The following is a 24,153-nucleotide window of genomic DNA, read 5'->3' as shown; positions in this document are numbered from 1 at the left end:
TAAAACAGCAAAAACTATCTTCAGTGTTAGTTTTTGCTGTTTTTTTCACGCCTATATTTCTTATGTGTCTATGCGTATTCAACGTCCATAATATCAGTCACTTTTAAGATATGCATCCTTTTCTCTTCATCGAGCACCCTTAACTCTTTTTTATATTCGTCTATATAATGCACATGGCCTATAAGCACGAGCGCCCTGCCTATTTCAAAATACGTAAATTTTAGCGCTTGGTTCTCTTCCATCGCAACACAGATTGTCTCATTAAATTCTTCGTACTTTTGTTCATCTAACTCTGGCTTTCTTCCATAGTCCAGACCGTCCTGATGCTCTCTTAACATTTTCACATGCTCCGGCAGCATCATCGCCGTCCACTTAATCGTTCCTCTGTCACGAATCACCGTTCTTCCGCCCCCTTATGCTTTATGTCCGCCTAAAAGTCGGCTTCTGTATAAGGCTGTTCCTCCTTTTGTGTAAGAAACAGCCCGCAGAAGAGAGTTAGAGCCGTATTTTTGCCGAATATCATCCATAACATAGCCGATCTTTCTTTTCTTTGGATGGTCTAGAGAAAACAAAGTAAGCTGTGTTTCTGTATCTTCACAGACGTTAGAAAGAGCGATTGAAATCTTACGCACCGTCTCTCCCCGATAAAAGGTTTGAAGAAGCTCTAGACACACTTCATACAGCTCCATCGTAATATTAGATGGCTGATTGATCGATTTAGAACGATGAAAGCCGCCGCCACCCTCATCTTTGCTGTATCCTAATCCAAAACTGATCGTCCGTCCCGCTTTTCTAGCTCTTCTCGCACGTCTAGCCACTTCTTCACACATCTCCAAAATGACATGTTTGATCTCCGTTAAATCCGTATAGTCCCGAAGTAAAATCTGGCTTTTTCCGTAGCTGACCTGGCCTTGCATGATGGGCGCACCGATTTCAGACAGATCGATGCCCCATGCATGATGATAGAGTTGATTTCCCATGATCCCGAATTTCTTCTCTAAAAGTTCGAGAGGATAATGCGCGAGGTCACCGACTGTTACAATCCCCATCCTGTTTAAAGTCCGCTCTACTCTTGATCCGATTCCCCACATCTGGCTTAGCGGGGATAGTGGCCATAACTTCTTCTCCACATCTTCATACCCCCACTGCGCTACTCCTTGTTTCTTCGCGTCAAGATCGAGACAAAGCTTTGACATGAGCATGTTCGGACCGATTCCGATCGCACACGGCAATCCAAACTCTCGCCAGATGTCACGGCGAATTCTCTCAGCAAGGTCTTGTGCGCTCCCCCATAACCTTTCTGTTCCGTCAGCTTGAAGAAAGCTTTCATCCACGCTATATGTGTGGATCGACTCTGGTGGAACGTATCGATGCAGCATCATCGTAATCTCCATCGATCTTTCTAGGAAATAAGCCATCTGCGCGTTTACAACGATAATGTTTTTATTTTTTGGAATCTCAAACAGACGGTTGCCTGTTCGAATACCAAAATCAGCCTTTAGTCTTGGTGATGCTGCAAGCACAACGCTTCCCTGTCTTTCCGTATCCCCTACTACTGCCAAATGACATGTCAGCGGATTTAACCCTAAGCGAACAGCAGCACAGCTTGCATAAAAACTTTTCATGTCCATACATAGGATCGTACGCTTAGGCATTTCATCATAGTTCATTCGACATACCCCTTTCACCAATTAGCGAACATCTGTTCTTTATATGTATACCCATTTTAACCGAATGTATGTTCTTATAACAATGGTAATTTTTTCAGCAAATTTTGCAGATTGACGTTTTCGAGCCAAAAGTCTAGGATTTAAAAGGAAAGTCAGGTGAAGAAATGAACCGCTTATTGATAAGAAAAATGATCCAACAATCGTTAAAGAATTATTTATGGGAAGAAGAAGACTGTATATTAACAGATGAAGAATGGAGAAATCTAGAAGAAAAAGTGTTGCGCCAGATGCATGAGGAAGATCAAAATGAGGCAGTTTACAGCATTATTCAGGACGTTGTGTATGCCTATTTTACAAATAAATAAGCAGGTTTCGTCTTTTGGTGAGGAAACCTGCTTATTTTTCGATGCTGGTGTGAGAAGTTTGGACTGTGATCGATGAGATTTTAAGCGGTAATCCATGAGTTTCGGACTGTAATCCACGAGTTTCTGGCTTCAATCCACAAGTTCCATCACCAGCTCCAAAAGTCTTATAACTCTCATTTTTGTTTACATAATAAGATTATCGTAACTTATTTCTGTCTGAACGATTTCCCGCCTAGTGTTTCGATCAATTTTGGCATCACTTGATACATGGTACTTCCTACGTTCATCCACCATGGCAGGTTGATCTCACGAACGGGACGCTCCATCGCTTTAACAATTTTGTCTGAGACATGCGAAGGCTGAAGCATTAGCTTTTGAACGTTTTTGACGTAATTGCCAGACTGATCAGCAAGTGTAAAGAAGTTGGTTGCGATTGGTCCAGGGTTGATGGTTGTCACGTCTACCCCTTTGTGTGCGACTTCCAAACGCAACCCGTTTGAGAATCCTAACACAGCATGTTTCGTTGCTGCGTACACGCTGGATTTTGGCGTTGAAATCTTACCGGCCTGAGAAGCAATATTCACGATATGGCCGCTTCCTCTTTGAAGCATATGAGGCAGAACAGCTCTCGTACAAGCCATCAGCCCAAGAACGTTCGTTGAAAACATCCCTTCGATATTTCTCCATGGCGAATCAACGAACTCTTCAAAAATGCCGTAACCCGCGTTATTCACTAAAATATGTATGTTTTGATGTTCACTAAGGATCGTTGAAAGAACTTCCTCAACGCTGTCTGTGTTCGAAACATCTAAAATATAATAAGGCGCTGTTACATTCGTAGCTTTTAAGATCGCTTCCTGCACCACTTTTAGCTGATCTTCTCTTCTTGCAGTAAGGATGGGCGTTGCTCCTTTTTTAGCCACATCCATAGCAAGGTGAGCGCCGAGTCCCCCTGATGCTCCTGTTATCAACACCACTTTATTTTGTAATGTACTCATCTTATAACTCCTGTTCTCCGATAATGTGATATCTTGTTCTCTTCCTCTACTCGCACTCTTCCTTCTGATTGAAGCAGATCGAGGTGTCCCACAACTTCGGAAACTACTAATCCGAGTTGCTTTTCATATAATTTTGGAAATAGACGTCTACACAGTTCAAAAACGGTTAACGGCTCATCGCTCAACAGATGTTCAAGCGTCTTTGCACGCTCGGTATGATCGTGTAAGCGTTTTGTGATCAACTGTGCTGCATTCGTAAAGGGCTCGCCGTGTCCAGGGTATACTGTTTTTAAGTTCAGCGTGTATAGGTATTGCAATGTCTCTCGGTATTGAAGCAATGTTCTTGGCCGCTCGGTTTCGTTCAAAGCCGGCGGTTCTAACAGGGCATTAGACGAAATATGAGGCAGCAGCACATCCCCACCGATTAAGAGACCGTCTTCTTCATGATAGAGAGAAAGATGGTCTGGGGCATGTCCGGGCGTCTTTAAAAAGGTGAATCCCTCGTGACCAGGCACTTCATCACCAGGTAAAGGCAGGGTGTCTGGAACAAACGCACTTGAGAACGTACGATACTTCCGCAGCTTTATAAGTTCTATTCTTCCAAGAGCATCTGGCACCCCAAAAGAATGATAGAGATTGGTATAAAACGTTTCTCCCTGTTCAATAAATTCACGGTCGCCACTAACATAAGGAACGGCTTCTCTAAGCATGAGGGTCTCTACACCACTCTCTTGGATCTCTTTTGATAGACCCGCATGATCAGGGTGGTAGTGGGTACAGATATAATGATCTAAATCTTTAAAAGTGAGTCCATGATCCTTAAGGATAGAGATGAGCTGTTGTCTGCTTTCTTCGGTTTTTGCTCCGGAATCAACAAGCGTAACCGCATCACTTTTTAGGAGGACACAGTTTACAGGACCTACATCAAATGGTGTAGGAAGCGTAATCGGGATAATTGCTGTTTTTTGAGTCATCTTTTCCTCCAAAATAAAATAACTAGTTGACATACATATAGAAATCATAGCATAATGTTTTTTAAAATATAAAAGAAATGCCAATTATGGCCAATAAATAAATGCGTTGAAAGGGATTAGTACGTAATCTCCTCCGTTTAGAGAGTGAAATCCATAGGCTGCAAGATTTCACCGTAAAGGAATTACTGAACCTGCCCTGGAGCAGTCTAGAGAAATCTGGCGCAGTTCTGCGATAAAGACATCTTGAGCGGGCAAGCAATCATGCCAACAAAGGTGGTACCACGGATCACTCCCATCCGTCCTTTATATTTAGGACTGGGAGTTTTTTTATACTCAAAAATTCTGGGAGGGATCACCCGTGGGAACAGAAAAGATAACGTTTATTGGTGCCGGATCGATGGCTGAGGCCATTATGGAAGGATTGATCAAAAAAGAGAAATGGCAAGCTGATCTGATCACGATAAAAAATCGAAGCAATACACAACGAGTAAACGAGCTACAAGTAAAGTATGGTGTAGTACCCGCTTCAACGATAGAAGATGCGATCGTTGGTGCAGATATTATAATTCTTGCGGTAAAACCAAAGGATGCGCACAATGCGGTTAACACCATCAAGCCGTTTGTTAAGAGTCATCAGCTGATCATTTCTGTTATGGCTGGCATATCCACTGAAACGCTAACAAACTGGCTTCATCTTAATAACCCTATAATGAGAGCGATGCCAAACACTTCCGCATCGATCGGATATTCCGCTACTGCACTCTCCTCAGGAATATATGCAGAGCAATTCCATATTGAAAAATCTCTCGAGCTGTTTGAGACGATCGGAACGGTTACTCTTGTCCCTGAAGAAAAACTTCATATCGTTACAGGCCTCTCTGGAAGCGGTCCTGCCTATGTTTACTATATCGCTGAAGCCATGCAAAAAGCGGCTGAAGAATTAAATCTTTCTGAAGAAGAAGCAAAGACTTTAATTTCTCAAACGCTTTTAGGTGCATCTCTTATGCTTAAACAAACAACAGATTCTCCAATCGAGCTTAGAAGAAAAGTAACCAGTCCTGGCGGCACGACTGAGGCAGGAATCGGTAAACTGGACCAACACGGAGTCCAAGACGCTTTTTTAGCTTGTATCAAAAAAGCGGTGCAACGTTCAGAGGAATTAGGAAGAATGAACTGATTCGTTAACGGGCTGTCTCTTGAAATGAAATACCCTTAAATACACCATTCGGAGTTAACGTAATCGTTATGATGACTCCCTTTTCTGAAGCACCTTTCCTGATCCACAGCTTAAATCTTTCGACAATATCTTCATTTTGAACAGTCGTTCGTCCAACATATAAATAATCTACGATATCATAATCGGGGTAGCGTTTCCCTGTTTCGAAAACAGCGAGTCTGCCCCATTTTGCATAAGCAGGTTCTTGTACCCTTGGACTTTCTGCAGAGACTGTATACGGAAGTGAACTAAACACTAGAAAACTGGCCATGATCCAGCAGAATAATTTGATAGAAATCTTCATCAAACCAACTCCTTTTCGTTATTTTGCACCAATTCTCTCATTTTCTCTGCAGAAATTGACGATTAGAAAAAATTGACAAGCCCTTTACTTACTCTTTATCATCTAAGTAGAAGCTAGAGCTAGATTTAGGGAGGGATTTGTGTGACCGAAGTAGAAATTTCCCAAAGATACCTTGAATTGCGCGTTCAGTTTGAAAAGTTTACGAAACGATCTCTTACTGACAAAGAGCTTGTTTTTATCCACTGGCTGACAGAAAAAGGAGCCACTGTTGAAGAACACAACAGAGAAGAAAAAAAGAAGCGTTCTAGACGCAGAAAATAACTCACCCTTCCTCTAAAAACAGGAAGGGTTTCTTTCATTCTGTCTGTTTTGAAAGCTTCGTTGCTTTTGGTAGTAGTTGATTTCCGTTCCAGATGCTCGCTTTCCGCGGGGCAGGCGGTTCCTTGCTCCTGCGTCTACAAGTGATACTCCGTAGTAAGCTTCCTCGCCGCATGCCTTGCAAGAAGTATCTCATGTGGTAGGCACGCACCTTCCACTCCAAACAACTGTCAAAGAAGACAAGGATTTAATAGCAACAATCTGTTAGAAAAGAGCCTTTCATTTTATCTCCGTTTTCATTTATCTTATACTATCTATAATCTTTTTTTGAAGGGAGCTTACATGCTTGACCTATATATTTGCTCACAGAGGATCTAGTAAGGATTGTCCAGAAAACACGATGGCTGCTTTCCAAAAAGCATTTAAAGATGGCGCTGATGGGATCGAGCTTGATGTGCAGCTTTCTAAAGATGGGGTACCGGTCATCATTCATGATGAAAAAGTAGATCGAACGACTAATGGAAAAGGTTATGTTGTTGATTACACCTTTGATGAACTATCACAATTAGATGCGGGCAGCTGGTTTTCAAAAAAATTCAATAAAGAATCCGTTCCTTCTCTTCAACAATTTTTAGAATGGATAACACCACTTCCTATGTTGCTTAATATCGAATTAAAAAACAATATCGTAGAATACAACGGGCTCGAGGAAAATGTACTTCAATTGTTGCAACATTACGGGATGATGGATCGAACCGTGATCTCGTCCTTCAATCATTATAGTTTAGTCAAGATCAGAAGATTGAACAAATATGTACAGACGGCGCCTCTATACTCTTCCGGATTATTTGAGCCGTGGGAGTATGTGAAAGCCGTTTGTTCACAAAGTGCGCATCCGAACTATAAATCCCTGCAACCTTACATCATGAAAGGCTTTAAAAGAAATAATATTCCTGTTCGTCCGTATACGGTTAACAGTCAGAAGTGGATGAAGTATTTTTTTGAGTGGAATACTGAAGCGATTATAACGGACTATCCGATTTTAGCAAGAGATGTGTTGAACAGCCTTTCACCACATTCAAAGAGCAGATTTCTTCAAAAATAGTGATCAAACGTTTTACAATGAGAAAGAAAAGTAATGATGTCTTAAACTTGTGCTTAAAGAAAAAAGGAGTTGTTTCATATTCAACCGTTATTGTTTCAACCATTGACCATCCGTGACGTAACGTTAAAGAATCGGATTGTCATGTCACCTATGTGTATGTATTCTTGTTATGAACAAGATGGGATTGTGACCCCTTGGCATGTGACTCATTATACGTCTAGAGCAATGGGTCAAACTGGACTGATCATGACAGAAGCAGCAGCTGTAAGCCCACAAGGAAGAATAAGTGCTGAAGACTTAGGAATCTGGGATGACAGCCATGTAGAAGGTCTGTCTCAACTCGTTTCGTCTATCCAGGAAAACGGCTCAAAAGCCGCTATCCAGATTGCCCATGCAGGTCGTAAAGCTATGATAGACGGAGCGATCATCGCCCCATCTGCTATCGCTTTTTCTGAAAAGATGAAGACACCAGAAGAAATGTCACTTCAGCAGATCGAAGAGACAGTGAAGCAATTTCGAAGTGCAGCAAAAAGAGCAAAGACTGCAGGATTTGATGTGATTGAGATTCATGGAGCGCACGGATATTTGATCAATGAATTCCTCTCCCCTCTATCTAACAGAAGAACTGATTCTTATGGAGGCAGCCAAGAAAATCGTTACAGATTCTTACAAGAGATCATTGCTGCTGTCAGATTAGAATGGGAAGGGCCGCTGTTTGTTCGTATTTCAGCGAATGATTATCACCCAGAAGGAAATACACCAGAAGATTTTGTAACCTATTCGAAGTGGATGAAAGAAGACGGGGTCGATCTTATCGACTGCAGTTCAGGAGCTGTTGTACCAGCAAAGATTCCGACGTTCCCTGGGTATCAAGTTTCTTTTGCAGACAAGATTAAAAACGAAGCTGAAATCGCAACAGCAGCTGTTGGCTTGATCACAACAGGCAGACAGGCGGAAGAAATCTTACAAAACAAGCGAGCTGATCTTATTTTTATCGGTCGAGAGTTTTTGAAAGATCCGTATTGGCCGCGATCAGCTGCACAAGACCTTGGAACAGAGATCGAAAGTCCCAAACAATATGAACGTGGTTGGTAAGAACGATGATAGAAAGCTGGCTTTTTAAAGAGTCAGCTTTTTCTTATTCATATGACAATTTCCTCTTGAAAAAGTGGTTCAGCCCCTTATACAGTAAAACGCAGATTAAGAGCCAGGTTCCTCCAGCCGCGAAACCACCTAGAACATCTGTAGGATAATGAACACCTAGGTACACTCTGCTAAAACCGACTGATCCAATAAAAAGAACCGTAATGCCATATATAAACTTACGATATCTGTATAAAAACGAATAGTTTTGTACGAGAAGATAAGAAAGCAGACCAAAAAAAGCGATGGAGATCATTGCATGCCCGCTAGGAAAGCTATAACCCGTGATCTCAATAACTCGGTCGTACATTGGTCTGTCCCTCTCAAACCATTCTTTGAACCATTGATTTTCAAAGCGAATTCCGAAGAGACAAACGCCTAACACGAACGGTTCTATCCACTTTCTTTCACCGATCAGCCAGATTACAGCAAAGAAGATAAAGATGGCAAATTGATAGGGTCTAGAAGCGATATTCGTCAAGAACGTAAAGCTATCATTTAAAGCAGGCTGATGGATAACAGACACATTTTTCATTGCCCACACATCAAGAACTTCTACTCTTGATTGTTTGTAGATCGAAGCAAACAGAATAAAAAGCCCAAGACAAAGAGCAGTTAACACTACTGTTCTAATCACACTGTTCTTAAGGATCATGAAACGATCAGCTCCTGTTACTTTTTTCCCTTTTTTATGATGCCTTCTCCATGCTTTCTCTCGATGGATGACAATACATCGTGAAGCAGAGCATCTTTTTCGTTCTTTTCGACAGAGAACAGATCAAGCTGATAGGTCGCTTGTTCCTTTTCCACTACTTCTGTAGCAGTTATGCCCAATAATCGAACAGGTTCCTGATTCCAGTGTCTGCGAAAGAGTTCGACCGCTGTTTTTTGAATATCTATTGAATGCTGTGTTCCGTTCGCGAGCATCTTGCTTCTCGTGATTGTTTTCCGATCGCTGTAGCGAATGGTGATCGCAAGCGTAAACGCGACATACCCTTTTGTTTTAAGGCGAGACGATACTTTTTCTGCGAGCTTTTTAAAAACAGCTTCTGATTCCATAATAGAGATAAGATCTTCACTCAATGTCGTAGAACTGCCGATCGACCGATAATCACTTGCCGCACTTGGATCAACTGGACGCGTATCGATGCCGTTTGCTCTTTCTTTCATCTTTATACCATTGATGCCAAAACGATGTTTCAACTCATAATCTACGGCATCTGCTAGATCCTTGATTGTCATGATTCCATACTTGTTTAACTTTTCTTCGGTTTTCTTACCTATTCCGTGCATTTCCCCAACTTTCAGCGGCCAAAGCTTTTCTCTGAGATCTCTTTTTCTGAGAACTGTGATTCCGAGCGGTTTCTTCATATCTGAAGCTGTTTTAGCTAAAAATTTATTCGGACCGATTCCGATAGATGATGGCAAGTTCAGCTCATTCAACAGTCTTGATTGAATCTCTTTTGCCATTTCAAGTGGTTCTTGGCAGTCTGTTACATCCATGTAGCCTTCGTCGATGGAAACAGGCTCTACCTTTTCTGTATATTCCTGCAGAAGCTGAAACATGCGTGATGAATACATTTTGTATGTTTCAAAGTTTGGTGGAACAACCACAAGATTGGGACAAAGTTTTCTAGCTTGCCAAAGAGGCATCGTTGTTCTTACGCCTTTTTCCCTTGCTTCATAACTGCAAGTGACGATGATTCCCTTTCGTTCTTCTACATTTCCGGCTACCGCAACGGGCTTTCCTCGAAGATCAGGGTTTTCAGCCATTTCGACTGAAGCATAGAAGCTGTTCATGTCCACATGAAATATGATTCTTCTTTTAGACCCAGGAGACTGATACACATGAACACTCCCTTTATCAGTACTTATCTATTAGTATATGTTAGAACAGCATTTAAAAACAAAAGGAAAGACGGTCTCTCCAAAAGAAAAAGACAAGGTATCTACCTTGTCTTGTGAAGCCGTTTTCCAGTATCCTCTACCCAATCAACAAATTCTTCACCATGAAAATGCTTGTTTAAATCTTTATGTAATTGAACAAGGTCTCGATAGAAGTCCTTTTTACTTTCATCTTCCATCCATTTTTGGAGAAAGCCATAAATTTGGCAGTTGAAACTTGTAGACTCCTTATGTTTAACCATTCCTTCATCTGTTAAATAAACATAAGATATTCGGCGGTCATCGTTCTTTTTCTCTAATCTCACATAGCCTTTATCTTTTAGTCGCTTGATTACTTGCATAACTGTAGAAACATCCCACAATCCATAATAAGCGATCTTAGAGATTGTAATGTCTTCTTCTAGCGAAACGATCCATAAAATATGTTGCTCTGCCTGAGTTAACCCGATGGCTTTCGCAGCTTTCTGCCAATCTTCTTCTAAAACTTTATACACGCCACGCATATAATTTACCATCATATGCATGTCAGATAGTTGACTCATCCCATTTCCTCCCCCGAAATAAGATTCTTTTAAATTACCAATATTTTCATTTCCATGATAAAAACATCTTACATAAATCTTAAAGTGACTGTCAACTTTTTGCGACATTTTGTTTTAAAGAGCAACAAAAACAGGCAACAAGGCCTATTAAACACTAAAAACTTGGCGAAAATCCGCCAAGTTTCGTCATTTTTCTTATTCGCCTGCTGATATTCCGATGACCGCAAGTACCATTTCTGCAGTCTTCGTCAATTCCTCAATCGGCATTCTTTCATTCGTTGTGTGGATCTCTTCATAACCTACAGCTAGATTTACAGTTGGAATACCGTGACCTGCGATAATGTTCGCATCACTTCCACCACCACTATGAAGAAGTCTGTGAGGGCGTCCGATCTTCTCAGCTGCTTTTTTGGCAACTTCTACAACATGATCGCCTTCACCAAACTTGAATCCAGGGTACATCACTTCGATCTCAACTTCTGCACGCCCGCCTAATTCTGCAGCAGCTGATTCATAAGCTTCTTTCATTTTTGCTGTTTGAACTTCCATTTTCTCGTTGATCAATGAACGTGCCTCAGCTAGAACAAAAACAGTGTCACAAACGATATTTGTTTGCTCCCCAGTACCTCCACCGTGGAAATGACCAATGTTAGCTGTTGTTTCTTCATCAATTCTGCCAAGCGGCATGCGAGCGATCGCTTTAGCTGCAATCGTGATAGCTGAAACTCCTTTTTCTGGAGCGACACCGGCATGTGCAGATTTCCCATAAATTTTTGCTCGCACTTTTGCCTGGGTAGGAGCAGCAACGATAATATCCCCAACAGGACCATCACTGTCTAAGGCAAAACCATATTTTGCTGTAATTTTTGACGCATCCATTGCCTTTGCGCCCACTAATCCAGATTCCTCTCCTACTGTAATGATAAATTGAATATCACCGTGAGAGATGTTTTTTTCTTTTAGCACTTTAATCGCTTCAAACATCGCAGCAAGACCTGCTTTGTCATCCGCTCCAAGAATCGTAGTACCATCTGTTACTACATAGCCATCTTTTATTGAAGGTTTGATCCCGTTACCAGGAGTAACTGTATCCATATGAGAAGTGAAATAGATCGTGTTCACGCCTTCTTTATTTCCCTTTAACGTACAGATTAAATTTCCTGCAGCATGCTCTGTCGTTGATTCAGCATCATCCTCATAAACTTCAACACCAAGTTCTTCAAATTTCTTTTTAAGAACGATTGATATCTCTTTTTCATATCTAGTCTCAGAGTCAATTTGGACAAGCTCTAAAAATTCATTTAACAAACGGTCTGCATTTACCATTTATGTATTCCCTCCCTTCTTATAGTGGTATGTTTCCATGCTTTTTGTAAGGTCTGTCTTCACTCTTATTGCGCAGCATGTCAAGCGCCTGAATACACTTGATTCTTGTGTCTCTCGGATCGATCACATCATCTACCATCCCGTTTGCAGCAGCGATGTACGGGTTAGCAAACTTCGTACGATACTCTTCAATCTTCGCGGCTCTCGTCTCTTCAGGATCTTCGCTTCTTTCGATCTCTTTGGCAAAGATAATATTTGCAGCTCCCTGTGGTCCCATAACAGCAATCTCTGCATTCGGCCAAGCAAAAACTAAATCTGCTCCGATAGATTTACTATTTAAAGCTACGTATGCACCGCCATATGCTTTTCGCAGGATGATCGTTATCTTTGGAACCGTTGCTTCTGAATATGCATAAAGGATCTTTGCCCCATGCCGGATAATACCGCCATGTTCTTGTTTTATCCCTGGAAAGAATCCTGTTACATCTTCAAACGTGATGATTGGAATGTTGAAAGAGTCACATAAACGGATAAATCGCGACGCTTTATCTGAAGAATCAATGTCTAGTCCTCCAGCCATGACTTTTGGCTGATTACATACTAATCCTATCACTTCACCCTTTATCCTTGCAAAACCTACAACTATATTTCTTGCAAATTGAGCATGAACTTCCATGAATGAGTCCTTATCCACCACTTCTTGGATAACCGTTCTTACATCATACGGACGTGTTGAATCAAATGGAATGATCTCTGTCAGTTCAGGGCGATCATCCTCTCCATCTCCCCAAGGTAAGACAGGCGTTCTTTCTTTATTATTCTGCGGAAGGTAAGAGATTAAACGTCGAACATCTTCTAACACTTCTGATTCAGATGGTGCTGTAAAATGTGCGTTCCCACTCTTAGAGCCGTGCACTTCAGCTCCGCCTAGATCTTCAGAAGATATCTTTTCCCCAGTCACCGTTTCGATTACTTTTGGCCCTGTGATAAACATCTGACTTGTTTTTTCCACCATGAACACAAAGTCTGTGATCGCTGGAGAATACACCGCTCCCCCTGCACAAGGTCCCATGATGACGGAGATCTGAGGAATCACGCCAGAATAGATGCTGTTTCGATAAAAGATGTGCCCATAGCCATCAAGTGACATGACTCCTTCTTGTATGCGAGCACCTCCTGAATCGTTCAACCCGATAAAAGGAGTTCCGTTCTTTGCCGCAAGATCCATAACAGCAGCGATTTTTTTTGCATGCATCTCTCCAAGTGCTCCGCCAAATACCGTGAAATCTTGGGCGAATAAATAAATGGGACGGCCATGAATCTTTCCGTAGCCAGTCACTACACCTTCCCCTGGCGCTTTCATTCCAGAAAGGCCAAAATCATGCGAACGATGCTCCATGAATGGATTTAGTTCAACAAACGTACCTTCATCAAGTAGAAGATCGATACGTTCTCGCGCCGTTAACTTTCCGCGTTCATGCTGCTTATCGATGCGGTCATCACCGCCGCCTAATTCAATTTCTGTTTTCTTTTCATAAAGTTCATTAATTTTGTCATAGATGTCCATTATTTTGCTTCCTCCTTGCTTTTCGTCTTCTCACAAAGCTCAAACAATACCTTGTGTGTGGAAGAAGGGTGCATGAAAGCAACTGATGCACCACCTGCACCAGGAACAGCAGCATCATGAATCATCTTGATGCCGTTTGCTTTCATCTCATCTATGCGGTCTTGAATGTTTGTAACACCAAGAGCAACGTGATGAACGCCTTGACCGCGCTTTTCAATAAACTGTGCGACAGGACTTTCTGCAGTTAGGGCTTCAAGCAGTTCTAGCCTCGTCTCACCGATTTTTATGAATGCCACTTTTACTTTTTGTGAAGGGACTTCCTCGATCGCTTCAAGTGTTAATCCCAGAACATTCACGTAGAACGGGAGCGCTTCATCTAAAGATTTCACAGCGATTCCAATATGATCGATCCGTTCTGGTGCCACTCCTGAAAACACCTCTTCTGTAATCCCATCACGCTTATATACCGCTTGTTCAATAAATTTAGCTGTTTCAATCGTAGGGGTTCCTGGTGTGAATACTTTTTGTATCCCTTTAGACTCTAAGAAAGGAATGTCCTCCCATGGAATTACCCCACCACCGACAACTATGATATCGTCTGCTCCTTTTTCATGAAGAAGTCTCATCACTTCTGGAAAAAGTTCGTTGTGCGCGCCTGACAGACAAGATAAACCGATCGCATCCACGTCCTCTTGAACAGCAGCAGCAGCGATTTGTTCTGGTGTTTGTCTTAATCCCGTATAAATGACTTCCATTCCATAATCTCTTAACGCTTGAGAAACAACAAGAGCTCCTCGGTCATGACCGTCGAGTCCTGGTTTAGCAATTAAAACACGAATTGTTTTCTTCATCGTTTCTCCACTCCTCTCTATTTTCAGACCCCTGTATACTCTCCAAATTCTTCACGAAGCACACCGCATATTTCTCCGATCGTACAATATGATTTCACACATTCAACGATGATCGGCATTAAGTTATCATCACCTTTAGCAGCAGCACGCAACGATTCCAACTGAGCGCTCACTCGGTTTTGATCTCTCTTGGCTTTTAGTGCCTGCAGTTTTTCTTTCTGTTTCTCTCCTAAAGTTGGATCGACTCTTAATAATTCGGGCTGAGGTTCATTTTCAATACTGAATTTATTCATCCCCACGATGATCTCTTGACCACTCTCGATCTTTTTTTGTGTTTCATAAGACGTATGGTGAATCTCACGCTGCATGTATCCTTGTTCGACGGCAGCAACAGCACCACCCATCTGATTGATCTTCTCTATATATTCGTTTGCTTTTCGTTCCAGCTCATCTGTTAAATGTTCTACGTAATAAGAACCCGCAAGTGGATCAACAGTATCAGCCACACCTGTTTCATGAGCTAAGATCTGCTGAGTACGAAGAGCGATTCGAGCCGAATCTTCTGTAGGAAGAGCAAGTGCTTCATCTCTTGAGTTCGTATGAAGACTCTGCGTTCCGCCCAGGACGGCTGAAAGTGCTTGAGTTGTAACACGTACGATATTGTTATCTGGTTGCTGCGCAGTAAGGGTCGAGCCTCCTGTTTGCGTATGAAAACGAAGCTGCCATGACTTTGGATTCTTAGCTCCATAATGTTCTTTCATAAGTTTTGCCCACATTCTACGAGCCGCTCTGAACTTCGCGACTTCTTCAAAGAATTGATTATGAGCATTAAAGAAAAAGGCTAACCGTGGAGCAAAGTCATCGATATGTAATCCAGCCTCAATGGCAGCATCCACATAGGCAAGTCCATTTGCGATTGTAAAAGCAAGTTCTTGTGCAGCATTTGCCCCAGCTTCTCGGATATGATAGCCAGAGATGCTAATCGTATTCCACTTTGGCACAAATTCCTGACAATAGCCGAAGATATCTGTGATCAATCGCATAGAAGGCTTAGGCGGAAAAATATATGTACCACGTGCGATATATTCTTTTAAAATATCATTCTGTATCGTTCCTGAAAGTTTTTCAGGAGCCACTCCCTGCTTCTCAGCAACAGCGATATACATAGCGAGCAAAACAGAAGCAGGTGCGTTGATCGTCATCGAAGTACTTACCTTATCAAGCGGAATGTCTTTTAAAAGAGCTTCCATATCTTCGATCGAATCAATCGCTACTCCTACTTTTCCTACTTCACCGCGTGACATCGAGTGATCTGAGTCATACCCGATCTGTGTAGGAAGGTCGAATGCTACAGAAAGCCCGGTCTGTCCTTGATCAAGTAAATAGCGAAAACGTTTATTCGTTTCTTCAGCAGAACCAAATCCTGCGTATTGTCTCATCGTCCAGAATCTTGCACGATACATCGTAGATTGAGATCCACGTGTGTAAGGATACTCACCTGGAAGCCCAAGGGATTCCATCGGATAATGCTCATCTTCCGTACCATACAGCCTTTCAACCTCTATATCTGATGAAGTATGAAATCTCTCTTTTCGTTCTGGAAATCTATTCATTGATTGTGCGGTCTTTTCTTGCCATTCTTTTATACGCTGTTGTTTATCCATTAGAAGCCTCCTGTTTAACAAAGAAAATAGTCTCAACATAACATCTTTCGTTTTGTAAGCGCTTTTTCCTGCTTGAAAGCGCAAATTTTCGACTAAATTTGCAATTTGGTCTTTTAGGATTTCTTGTTTCTGCTTTCCAAACACGGTACAATTAAGTTGGAAATGTTTATAGGAGGGTTATGGCTTTGAATCAAAAACTAATAAAAACGATTGTGTACGTTATGATCATCTGTCTTGTTCTAAGCAGTCTTTTAACAGGAGTCGCTTTTTTCTTATAAAATAGTTAACCCCCAGTCCTCGATGGACTGGGGGTTTTACGTTACTGTTTTATGATGTCATCAAAACTTTTTTGGGAGTGAACAACTTTTATCTTTGTGCCTATCTTGAGTTTGCTGTAAAGCTTTTGAACATCTTTTTCATACATCCGTATGCAGCCAGCTGTGACATATCTTCCGATGGCTGATGGGTTATTATTTCCATGTATTCCGAAAGTGCGGCCGTCTGTACCGTTTGCGTCAAAACCCATCCAACGTGTGCCGAGCGGATTCGTTTTATCTCCACCTGGTATATCCTTTTTTCGATAATAAGGATCTACAGCTTTTACCGTGATGGTAAATTCGCCTTCTGGTGTTAGTTCTTTCGATTTTCCTGTTGCAACTTTATAAATTTCTTTAACCGTTCCATCTTCAACGTATGCCAATCTATTGGATGTCTTATTAATGATTAAATAAGGGTCTCCTAAGGCTTCTGCGTCTCCAATCGGCCATATTGGTGAAAATAACAAGATAAAAGCTAACTTGAGTTTTCCCATCTTCATCACCCTGTCACTTTTTACTTAGTATTTGTAAATGCAGGGGAAGTCATGAGAGATTTTTTTAGTTTTTTCTTAGAGCCAGATGAGGGTAGTCGATCTCCGTTTCAGGTGCTCGCTTTCCGGGGGGCGTGCGGTGAGCCACCTCGGCGCTATGCCCCCTTAGGTGTCTCACCTGTCCGCCTTAAGAAGTTCCTTGCTCCTGCGTCTACAAGTGATACTCCGTAGTATGCTTCCTCGTCGCATGCCTTGCAAGAAGTATCTCATGTGGTAGGCACGCACCTTTCACTACAGTCAACTGTCCAGTGATGAAAAGTAATCTAAAATTACGTTAAAAATTTCAAAACAAAACTCCAACCTACTTCTTAAACTTACTTTTGATTATTAAGTAATCCTCAATGTCTTGGAGTAACTGATAGAGCTTTGAGCGTGTTTCGAATTCGTCTCTGTCTTTTGGCAGATGCATCTCTCGGAATTCTTGTCTCATGTTTTCTAGATCATCTAAGAACAAAACGGCTGTATTTCCTGGGTGAACAGCAGCGCTTAGGCGTTCGAAGAAGCTGCCTAGTTTTTCACACTGTACATATGTCTTATCGATAGAAGAAATGATAGGAAGCATTCGTTGAATGATATCAAACTGTTTTTCTCTCATTTTAAAATAGTGATAATACTGGTTTTCGTAACGAAGAAAATGATTTTCAATGTCCCGAAAAGCAATGCTTTTTGCGTTGGAGATAAGATCTGCACATTCTGTAATCTCTTTTCCGTCCCATTCGTGTTTATCATGAGCTAAATACAGATGAAATTCATGAAAGATTACTTTGTATCTTTTTTCGAGTTCCCTTTGCATGTTTAACAGTATTTTTTCCACCGAAGGCATGTAGAGATTCATGATTAATCCCATCCCTATACCAATTACGATGATGCTAAATTCATTAAGCACGATTTCCCATGTAACCTTCTGAAGCGTGTATAGATGAAGGATGATGACTGACGATGTGATGATGCCCTCCTTCAGGTTTAGGGATACGAGCGTTGGGATGAATAGAATCAAAAGTATGGTTAGCGAATACGGATGATAGCCGACCAGCGAGAAGATCCCACTCGCAAATCCTATTCCAAGAATACAAGCGGCAAATCTTTCCCATGAAGAGATGATCGACTTCTTTTTCGTTATCTTTATACAGAGAATGGTTAGTATTCCGGCTGACGTATAAAAATCTAACCCTAGCCACTCTGCTAAAGCGATAGCAAGGCCTGCTCCGATTGCAGTCTTTAATGTTCGATAGCCAATTGTAAATTTCATCAAATGCATGCCTTCTTTCCGATCTCGTTCTGCACCTTTTACCATTATTCCATAATTCAAGGATAATTAGAAACGAAAAAGGACTTCAGCTAAGAAGTCCTTTTTTAAGCATTATAGCACTTTTTCTAAGAAAGCTTTAGCTCGATCTGTACTCGGATTTTCAAAGAAAATAGCAGGTTCTTGATCTTCGACTAATTTTCCATCATCCATGAACAGAACACGATCAGCAACTTCTTTTGCAAAGCCCATCTCATGTGTCACGATAACCATCGTCATTCCAAGCTTGACGAGGTTCTTCATCACTTGCAGCACCTCTTTCACCATCTCAGGATCTAGAGCAGAAGTTGGTTCATCAAAAAGCATAACTTCTGGTTTCATAGCAAGTGCTCTCGCTATGGCCACACGCTGCTTCTGACCCCCTGAAAGGTTAGACGGATAGCTGTTCGCTTTATCACTCAATCCAACGGTTTTAAGAAGATCTAAAGCTTCCCTCTCAGCTTCACTTTTCGAGATCTTTAATACTTGCTGCGGCGCGAATGTAACATTTTCTAAAACAGTAAGATGAGGAAAAAGATTGAAGTGCTGAAACACCATTCCTATCTTTTTACGAAGATGAAGTTCCATGTCGTTAATATCCTTACCTTCTACCAAAATCGAACCTTCATCGTGTGTTTCTAACAGATTCAAACAACGGAGAAACGTAGACTTACCTGATCCTGAAGGCCCGATCACAGCAATAACTTCTCCTTTTTTGATTGAAGTTGATATTCCTTTTAATACTTCATTGCTTCCGAAACTTTTTCTCAATCCTTGAACATCAATCACTCTTAGCAAGCCTCCTCTCCATAACTCGACCAGCCAACGTCAACATCATAACTAATAGATAATAAACAAGACCCGCTAATAACAATGGTTCAAAAAAGCGATAGTTGCTTGCGCCAACGATTTGAGCTCGTCTCATAATATCAAGCGCACCGATAACAGAGACGATTGCTGATTCTTTTGTTAGTGTAATAAATTCGTTCATTAATGCCGGCAAAATATTCTTAAAGGCTTGTGGCAGAATGATCTTCAACATCATCGTGCGGTATGGAACACCTAAAGCCATAGCAGCTTCTTTCTGTCCTTTGTCGACTGCATTAATACCCGCACGAATAATTTCTGATATATACGCTGCCGAGTTAAGAGCAAAGGTTAGAACCCCTGCTGAAAATGCACCAATATCGACTCCTGTTAGCTGGGGTACAGCATAATAGATCAATAGCATCTGCAGAATTAACGGCGTTCCTCTAAAGACCGAAGTATATGCATCAGCAAACCATCTTAAAATTTTGATCTTACCTATCTTAAATAGGGAAAGTACGGTTCCCCATATAAATCCTAGTACTAACGATACCGCCACGAACTGCAACGTAACCCATATTCCGTATAAAATATACGGAATAGAAGGCACGAGCTGGGCAAAATCCAAGTTCATGCCTACCACTCTCTTTCTCTATTTTTTAACACCGAACCACTTTTCAACAAGCTCGTCCAATGTACCGTCTTCTTTCATCTTCTTAAGTTCTGCGTTAAACTCTTTTGTTAGCTCACTATCCTTAGGAAAAGCGATTGCCGATCCTGCAGCGTCTGTGTTTGGCAGGGCAAACGAGGAAAGGTCTTTATTTTTCTTTAAAAATTCGTAAACTACTGCATCTTCAATAATTGCTGCATCTACACGGTTTGATTTCATCTCTTGAACCAATTCTGTTACTTTGTTACGCTGAACAACTTCAAATTTATGATCCTTTAATAAGTTGTCTGCTTCTTTTTCTTGAATGGAAGCTAATTGAACACCAATTGTTTTGCCTTCAAGATCTTCCACACGTTTAATCGCTTTATCCTTTGTAACGATCAATTGTTGAGCTGCATAATATTCATCGGAAAAATCTACTGTTTTTTTTCGTTCTTCATTCGGTGTCATACCAGCGATTACAAAGTCAGCTTTGCCGCTGTCTATTGCAGGAATCAATCCGTTAAAGTCCATGTCCTTTATCTCAACCTTGTAGCCTAGCTTTTTTGCGATATGATTCGCTACATCAATATCAAAGCCTACAATTTCTCCGCCTTTTGCTGTTTCAACATATTCATATGGTGGATAATCAGCTGAAGTTGCCATCACTAACGTCTTCACGGACGAGTCGCTTCCTGTATTAGTAGCACTCTTTTCTTCTACTGCCCCACATCCCGCCAACAACGCGAGTACTATGATAAAATAAATGCTAAAAAGATTTCGTTTCATTTGTTGTTCCCCCTGTATAAAAATCTCATATTTATTCGTTAAAATGAATATTAACACATAAATATGCAAAAATAAGTATTTTAATAATTCTGAATGTATTTATATGCATTTTAACAAGGTGGTTGATTAACATGCAATTTGGTGAAGTGATGGAAGATGTTATATATCGGAAACGAGAAGCAGTGTATGCCATAGTCTTGGATGAAAATAAGAATATAGCCGTCATGGTTCAGAACGGCAAAGGATTCTTACCGGGTGGCGGTATAGAAACTGGAGAGGATCATGAAGTCTGTTTGAAAAGAGAATGTATCGAGGAAACAGGCTTTACTTTGCAGATCGGGCAATTTGTGGGACATGCAAAGCAATATTTTAAAACGAGACAAGGCGAGTATTTAATAAATGATGGGTATTTTTATACAGGTTCATTTGTGGAGTATGTAAATGAGCCGTTAGATCAGGATCATGAGTTAGTATGGATGAATGTTGATCAAGCTGAGAAGCTACTATTTCATTCGTCTCATGTTTGGGCTGTAAAAAAGGAGCTTGGGTTGGTATAAGTGAGAGTTTTTGTGGATGTGTGAGCGTTGATTTTTATGATCATAGATAAAGAATTGATTATAAATCTCTAGAATCGATCATAAATCTCTGCAATCGATCATAAATCTCTGCAATCGATCATAAATTCCTGCAATCGATCATAAATCTCTGTAATCGATCATAAATCTCTAGAATCGATCATAAATCCCTGCAATCGATCACAAATCCCTAGAATCGATCATAAACCCTATGCTTCACTCCCATTTTATGAGCAATAAAAAAAGCTAGCTCAATTTTGAGCCAGCTTTCGTTCATTCATACTTCTTATCCCTACTTACAATACGTTTCAAAAGCACTTCTTAGCTTGTTTACGACTTCCATCGGTTCATGGCCTTCGATCTCATGGCGTTCGACCATCATTTGAATCTCTCCATCTTTTAATAAAGCAAAGGATGGGGATGATGGCGGGTAACCAGTAAAGTAAGAACGCGCTGTCTCTGTTGCTTCTTTATCTTGTCCAGCAAACACCGTAACAAGATGGTCCGGACGAACGTCTTGTTTTACCGAATATGAAGCCGAAGGGCGTGCGATTCCACCTGCACAGCCACAAACGGAATTAATCATAACGAGTGTTGTACCTTCTTTTTTGAAAGCTTCTTCAACATCTTCTGGTTTGAATAGCTGTGTATAGCCAGCCTCTACCATTTCTTTACGAGCCGTTTCTACTACATCATTAAAAAGATTAAATTGAAAGTTCATTCGTATTCAGCTCCTTTCTTTCTTATTGTACTCAATTATGATCATATAAAAAAGAAAAATGCCGTAACATATACGGCACTTTTCTTAGGGGGTTATGGGGTTTGGAGGTGTTGATAGTTATCTCTACCCGCAATAAAACCCTCATAAACCTGAAAAACACATTTTTTTAATAAATGGATGTGTTTTCTTTTGTCATGCTTTCTAAACGTGCTTTTACTGAAGCTAAGAAGCGTCCGCATACAAGCCCATCAAGAACTCGGTGGTCTAGAGAAAGACAAAGGTTAACCATATCTCGTACAGCGATCATGCCATTGTTCATAACAACCGGACGCTTAACGATCGATTCTACAGAAAGGATAGCCGCTTGCGGATAGTTGATTATCGGCGTAGACATAACAGAACCGAAAGAACCTGTATTATTTACAGTAAACGTTCCGCCTTTCATGTCATCACCAGCTAATTTATTCGTTCTAACTTTATCTGCTAGTTCTTTCACATCACGTGCGATTCCTTTGATAGACTTTTCGTCTGCGTGTTTGATGACTGGAACATATAGTGCATCATCTGTTGCGACAGCAATCGAGATGTTGATGTCCTTTTTCTGAATGATCTTATCTCCTGCCCACATGGAGTTGATCTGCGGGAATTCTTTTAGCGATTCTACAACAGCCTTGATAAAGAAAGGCAAGAACGTAAGGTTATATCCTTCTTTTGTTTTAAAATCACCTTTTACAGAATTACGATATTCTACTAAGTTCGTTACATCCACTTCTACCATCGTCCAAGCATGAGGTGCTTCGTGCTTTGAACGGACCATGTTTTGAGCGATCGCTTTACGAATACCCGATACTGGAATTTCAATATCACCAGGCATTGTGTCGATAGCAACCGGCTTTAATGCTGGTGCAGATTGTTGTTGCGGTGAAGCCGTTTCTTGAGAACTAGATGAAACAGGTGCTGCAGAAGAAACCTCTTTTGTAGCTGGCTTGTTACCTTTTGTAGGAATCTGGCCAGAATCAATGATCTTTTGAAGATCTTTGCGAGTGATTCTTCCGCTTTGTCCTGATCCTTCTACTTGGTCTAAATCAATACCATGCTCAGATGCCATTCGCACTACTGCAGGTGAAAAACGTCCTCTCGCTGCTCGTTCAACGTTTGCAGCAGGCTTAGCTGCACTCGCCTCCGTAGATTGAGTAGGTGTTGAAGCAGTTTCAGCTGGTTTTTCTGTTGAAGCGGAAGCTGCAGGTGCACTTCCCCCACCTTCTCCTTCTGTCTCGATGTAGCAGATCAGCTCGCCAACAGAAAGAGTATCTCCTTCGCCAGCAACCAGTTCTTTTATCGTTCCAGAAAAAGATGATGGAACTTCTGCGTTTACTTTATCTGTCATAACCTCAGCTAGTGGATCGTATTTCTTAACCGTATCACCTGGCTGAACGAGCCATTTACTGATCGTTCCTTCTGTTACACTTTCCCCTAATTGGGGCATTGTAATTTTTTCAGTAGCCATTAAAGTCCCCTCCTATTGTTAAAATGCCGCAAGATCTCTCATGGCTTTTTCTACTTTGTCAGGATTCACCATAAAGTGCTTTTCCATCGTTGGTGCATAAGGCATTGCAGGCACATCTGGACCAGCTAAGCGTTGGACAGGTGCATCTAGTTCGAACAAGCAATTTTCAGCGATAATCGCTGAAACTTCGCTCATGATACTTCCTTCTTTGTTGTCTTCTGTTACAAGAAGTACTTTACCTGTTTTGGAAGCAGCTTCGATGATCGCTTCCTTATCCAACGGATACACGGTACGAAGATCGAGAATATGAGCTGAAATTCCGTCTTTTTCAAGCTTTTCAGCAGCTTGAAGAGCAAAGTGTACACAAAGTCCGTATGTAATAACGGTAATATCTTCACCTTCACGCTTCACGTCCGCTTTTCCGATCGGCAATGTATATTCTTCGCTTGGTACTTCACCTTTAATCAGTCGGTAAGCACGTTTATGTTCAAAGAAAAGAACAGGATCTTCGTCACGGATAGCAGATTTCAAAAGACCTTTTACATCATAAGGTGTAGAAGGCATTACAATCTTTAAGCCTGGTACGTTAGCGAATAGTGCCTCAACAGATTGTGAGTGATAAAGCGCACCATGGACACCGCCACCATATGGAGCACGGATTGTAATCGGGCATGTCCAATCATTGTTCGAACGATAACGGATCTTAGCCGCTTCAGAAACGATCTGGTTAACAGCAGGCATGATAAAGTCAGCGAACTGCATCTCTGCGATCGGGCGCATTCCATACATGGCAGCGCCGATACCTACTCCAGCAATAGCTGATTCCGCGAGGGGAGCATCGATCACTCTTTCTTCACCAAACTCTTCAATTAAACCAGTCGTTGCACGGAAAACTCCTCCGCGTACACCAACATCTTCACCTACTACAAATACTCGCTTATCACGTTGCATCTCTTCGCGAATCGCTTGTGTTACAGCATCAATATATGAAATTACCGGCATCT

27 protein-coding genes and 1 other annotated feature are annotated in these 24,153 nt (G+C 41.3%); of the genes, 7 read left to right on the top strand and 20 right to left on the bottom strand.

What is annotated here, in order from left to right; translation table 11 throughout:
- Window positions 1-68 precede the first annotated feature (68 nt).
- The gene (locus H9648_RS11170) at window positions 69-398 is read right to left on the bottom strand and encodes a YolD-like family protein (RefSeq protein ID WP_191753899.1); all 330 of its coding nucleotides are present in this window, start codon (window positions 396-398) and stop codon (window positions 69-71) included.
- Between the two features lie 15 nt (window positions 399-413).
- Window positions 414-1,670, bottom strand: a complete 1,257-nt coding sequence (locus H9648_RS11165) for a Y-family DNA polymerase (RefSeq protein WP_191753898.1) — start codon at window positions 1,668-1,670, stop codon at window positions 414-416.
- Between the two features lie 164 nt (window positions 1,671-1,834).
- Here H9648_RS11165 and H9648_RS11160 point away from each other — a divergent pair, with 164 nt between their 5' ends.
- Entirely contained in the window at window positions 1,835-2,035 is a 201-nt protein-coding gene (locus H9648_RS11160) for a YqzH family protein (RefSeq protein ID WP_191753897.1), read from the top strand.
- Between the two features lie 206 nt (window positions 2,036-2,241).
- On the opposite strand, the gene H9648_RS11155 is transcribed toward H9648_RS11160, so the two are convergent.
- A complete protein-coding gene (locus tag H9648_RS11155) occupies window positions 2,242-3,033 on the bottom strand; it encodes an SDR family NAD(P)-dependent oxidoreductase (RefSeq protein ID WP_191753896.1) in 792 nt (263 codons plus the stop codon).
- Window positions 3,030-4,007: an MBL fold metallo-hydrolase gene (locus H9648_RS11150; RefSeq protein ID WP_191753895.1), complete on the bottom strand. Its 978-nt coding sequence runs from the start codon at window positions 4,005-4,007 to the stop codon at window positions 3,030-3,032. Before H9648_RS11150 ends, H9648_RS11155 begins: the two co-directional genes overlap by 4 nt.
- A 97-nt stretch (window positions 4,008-4,104) precedes the next feature.
- Window positions 4,105-4,314 (top strand) — a binding site (T-box leader).
- A 51-nt stretch (window positions 4,315-4,365) separates the two neighbouring features.
- Between H9648_RS11150 and proC the strand changes: the two genes are divergently transcribed.
- Window positions 4,366-5,184, top strand: a complete 819-nt coding sequence (gene proC, locus H9648_RS11145; RefSeq protein ID WP_191753894.1) for a pyrroline-5-carboxylate reductase — start codon at window positions 4,366-4,368, stop codon at window positions 5,182-5,184.
- A 4-nt stretch (window positions 5,185-5,188) separates the two neighbouring features.
- On the opposite strand, the gene H9648_RS11140 is transcribed toward proC, so the two are convergent.
- Window positions 5,189-5,527, bottom strand: coding sequence for a DUF3889 domain-containing protein (locus H9648_RS11140; RefSeq protein ID WP_225218852.1), 339 nt, complete (start codon window positions 5,525-5,527; stop codon window positions 5,189-5,191).
- Between the two features lie 141 nt (window positions 5,528-5,668).
- Here H9648_RS11140 and H9648_RS11135 point away from each other — a divergent pair, with 141 nt between their 5' ends.
- The 3 genes from H9648_RS11135 (at window position 5,669) to namA (ending at window position 8,045) form a co-directional block, all read left to right on the top strand.
- On the top strand, window positions 5,669-5,848 hold the full coding sequence (locus H9648_RS11135; RefSeq protein WP_144699210.1) for a hypothetical protein: 180 nt from the start codon (window positions 5,669-5,671) through the stop codon (window positions 5,846-5,848).
- Window positions 5,849-6,191: 343 nt separating this feature from the next.
- On the top strand, window positions 6,192-6,950 hold the full coding sequence (locus tag H9648_RS11130) for a glycerophosphodiester phosphodiesterase (protein WP_191753893.1): 759 nt from the start codon (window positions 6,192-6,194) through the stop codon (window positions 6,948-6,950).
- 78 nt (window positions 6,951-7,028) lie between these two features.
- Window positions 7,029-8,045: an NADPH dehydrogenase NamA gene (namA, locus tag H9648_RS11125; protein WP_191754079.1), complete on the top strand. Its 1,017-nt coding sequence runs from the start codon at window positions 7,029-7,031 to the stop codon at window positions 8,043-8,045.
- Between the two features lie 43 nt (window positions 8,046-8,088).
- Here namA and H9648_RS11120 read toward each other — a convergent pair whose 3' ends face one another.
- The 7 genes from H9648_RS11120 to H9648_RS11090 form a co-directional block, all read right to left on the bottom strand.
- Complete coding sequence (locus H9648_RS11120; RefSeq protein WP_191753892.1) at window positions 8,089-8,748, bottom strand: phosphatase PAP2 family protein; 660 nt, start codon at window positions 8,746-8,748, stop codon at window positions 8,089-8,091.
- A 17-nt stretch (window positions 8,749-8,765) separates the two neighbouring features.
- Window positions 8,766-9,941: a DNA polymerase IV gene (locus H9648_RS11115; protein WP_318243514.1), complete on the bottom strand. Its 1,176-nt coding sequence runs from the start codon at window positions 9,939-9,941 to the stop codon at window positions 8,766-8,768.
- A 101-nt stretch (window positions 9,942-10,042) separates the two neighbouring features.
- The gene (locus tag H9648_RS11110) at window positions 10,043-10,540 is read right to left on the bottom strand and encodes a MarR family transcriptional regulator (RefSeq protein WP_191753891.1); all 498 of its coding nucleotides are present in this window, start codon (window positions 10,538-10,540) and stop codon (window positions 10,043-10,045) included.
- 195 nt (window positions 10,541-10,735) lie between these two features.
- The gene (locus tag H9648_RS11105; protein ID WP_191753890.1) at window positions 10,736-11,866 is read right to left on the bottom strand and encodes a M20/M25/M40 family metallo-hydrolase; all 1,131 of its coding nucleotides are present in this window, start codon (window positions 11,864-11,866) and stop codon (window positions 10,736-10,738) included.
- Between the two features lie 19 nt (window positions 11,867-11,885).
- A complete protein-coding gene (locus tag H9648_RS11100; protein ID WP_191753889.1) occupies window positions 11,886-13,433 on the bottom strand; it encodes an acyl-CoA carboxylase subunit beta in 1,548 nt (515 codons plus the stop codon).
- Window positions 13,433-14,284, bottom strand: coding sequence for a methylmalonyl-CoA epimerase (gene mce / locus H9648_RS11095; RefSeq protein ID WP_191753888.1), 852 nt, complete (start codon window positions 14,282-14,284; stop codon window positions 13,433-13,435). Before mce ends, H9648_RS11100 begins: the two co-directional genes overlap by 1 nt.
- Window positions 14,285-14,307: 23 nt before the next feature.
- Window positions 14,308-15,948, bottom strand: a complete 1,641-nt coding sequence (locus tag H9648_RS11090) for an acyl-CoA mutase large subunit family protein (protein ID WP_191753887.1) — start codon at window positions 15,946-15,948, stop codon at window positions 14,308-14,310.
- Window positions 15,949-16,133: 185 nt separating this feature from the next.
- Here H9648_RS11090 and prli42 point away from each other — a divergent pair, with 185 nt between their 5' ends.
- Window positions 16,134-16,226, top strand: a complete 93-nt coding sequence (gene prli42, locus H9648_RS11085) for a stressosome-associated protein Prli42 (protein WP_197130929.1) — start codon at window positions 16,134-16,136, stop codon at window positions 16,224-16,226.
- A 41-nt stretch (window positions 16,227-16,267) separates the two neighbouring features.
- Here prli42 and H9648_RS11080 read toward each other — a convergent pair whose 3' ends face one another.
- From H9648_RS11080 to H9648_RS11060, 5 genes are all read right to left on the bottom strand, one after another.
- A complete protein-coding gene (locus H9648_RS11080; protein ID WP_191753886.1) occupies window positions 16,268-16,759 on the bottom strand; it encodes a L,D-transpeptidase in 492 nt (163 codons plus the stop codon).
- Between the two features lie 358 nt (window positions 16,760-17,117).
- On the bottom strand, window positions 17,118-18,065 hold the full coding sequence (locus H9648_RS11075; protein WP_191754077.1) for an aromatic acid exporter family protein: 948 nt from the start codon (window positions 18,063-18,065) through the stop codon (window positions 17,118-17,120).
- A 111-nt stretch (window positions 18,066-18,176) separates the two neighbouring features.
- On the bottom strand, window positions 18,177-18,890 hold the full coding sequence (locus H9648_RS11070; RefSeq protein ID WP_191753885.1) for an amino acid ABC transporter ATP-binding protein: 714 nt from the start codon (window positions 18,888-18,890) through the stop codon (window positions 18,177-18,179).
- On the bottom strand, window positions 18,883-19,542 hold the full coding sequence (locus H9648_RS11065; protein WP_191753884.1) for an amino acid ABC transporter permease: 660 nt from the start codon (window positions 19,540-19,542) through the stop codon (window positions 18,883-18,885). Before H9648_RS11065 ends, H9648_RS11070 begins: the two co-directional genes overlap by 8 nt.
- A gap of 18 nt (window positions 19,543-19,560) precedes the next feature.
- Entirely contained in the window at window positions 19,561-20,346 is a 786-nt protein-coding gene (locus tag H9648_RS11060) for a transporter substrate-binding domain-containing protein (protein ID WP_191753883.1), read from the bottom strand.
- Window positions 20,347-20,477: 131 nt separating this feature from the next.
- On the opposite strand from H9648_RS11060, the gene H9648_RS11055 reads away from it, so the two are divergent.
- Complete coding sequence (locus tag H9648_RS11055; protein ID WP_191753882.1) at window positions 20,478-20,903, top strand: NUDIX domain-containing protein; 426 nt, start codon at window positions 20,478-20,480, stop codon at window positions 20,901-20,903.
- A 310-nt stretch (window positions 20,904-21,213) separates the two neighbouring features.
- Here the strand turns inward: H9648_RS11055 and H9648_RS11050 are convergent, their stop codons facing one another.
- From H9648_RS11050 to H9648_RS11040, 3 genes are all read right to left on the bottom strand, one after another.
- Window positions 21,214-21,642: a BrxA/BrxB family bacilliredoxin gene (locus tag H9648_RS11050; protein WP_144699187.1), complete on the bottom strand. Its 429-nt coding sequence runs from the start codon at window positions 21,640-21,642 to the stop codon at window positions 21,214-21,216.
- Between the two features lie 166 nt (window positions 21,643-21,808).
- Entirely contained in the window at window positions 21,809-23,149 is a 1,341-nt protein-coding gene (locus tag H9648_RS11045; RefSeq protein ID WP_191753881.1) for a dihydrolipoamide acetyltransferase family protein, read from the bottom strand.
- A gap of 18 nt (window positions 23,150-23,167) precedes the next feature.
- Window positions 23,168-24,151 (bottom strand): alpha-ketoacid dehydrogenase subunit beta, encoded by a 984-nt coding sequence (locus tag H9648_RS11040; RefSeq protein WP_066395978.1) that lies wholly within the window; start codon window positions 24,149-24,151, stop codon window positions 23,168-23,170.
- Between the last annotated feature and the right edge of the window lie 2 nt (window positions 24,152-24,153).

This window comes from Fictibacillus norfolkensis, assembly GCF_014836645.1.
GTDB lineage: Bacteria > Bacillota > Bacilli > Bacillales > Fictibacillaceae > Fictibacillus > Fictibacillus norfolkensis.
The sequence above is the reverse complement of the archived record's forward strand: the minus strand, read 5'-3'. Positions and strand labels throughout refer to the sequence as shown.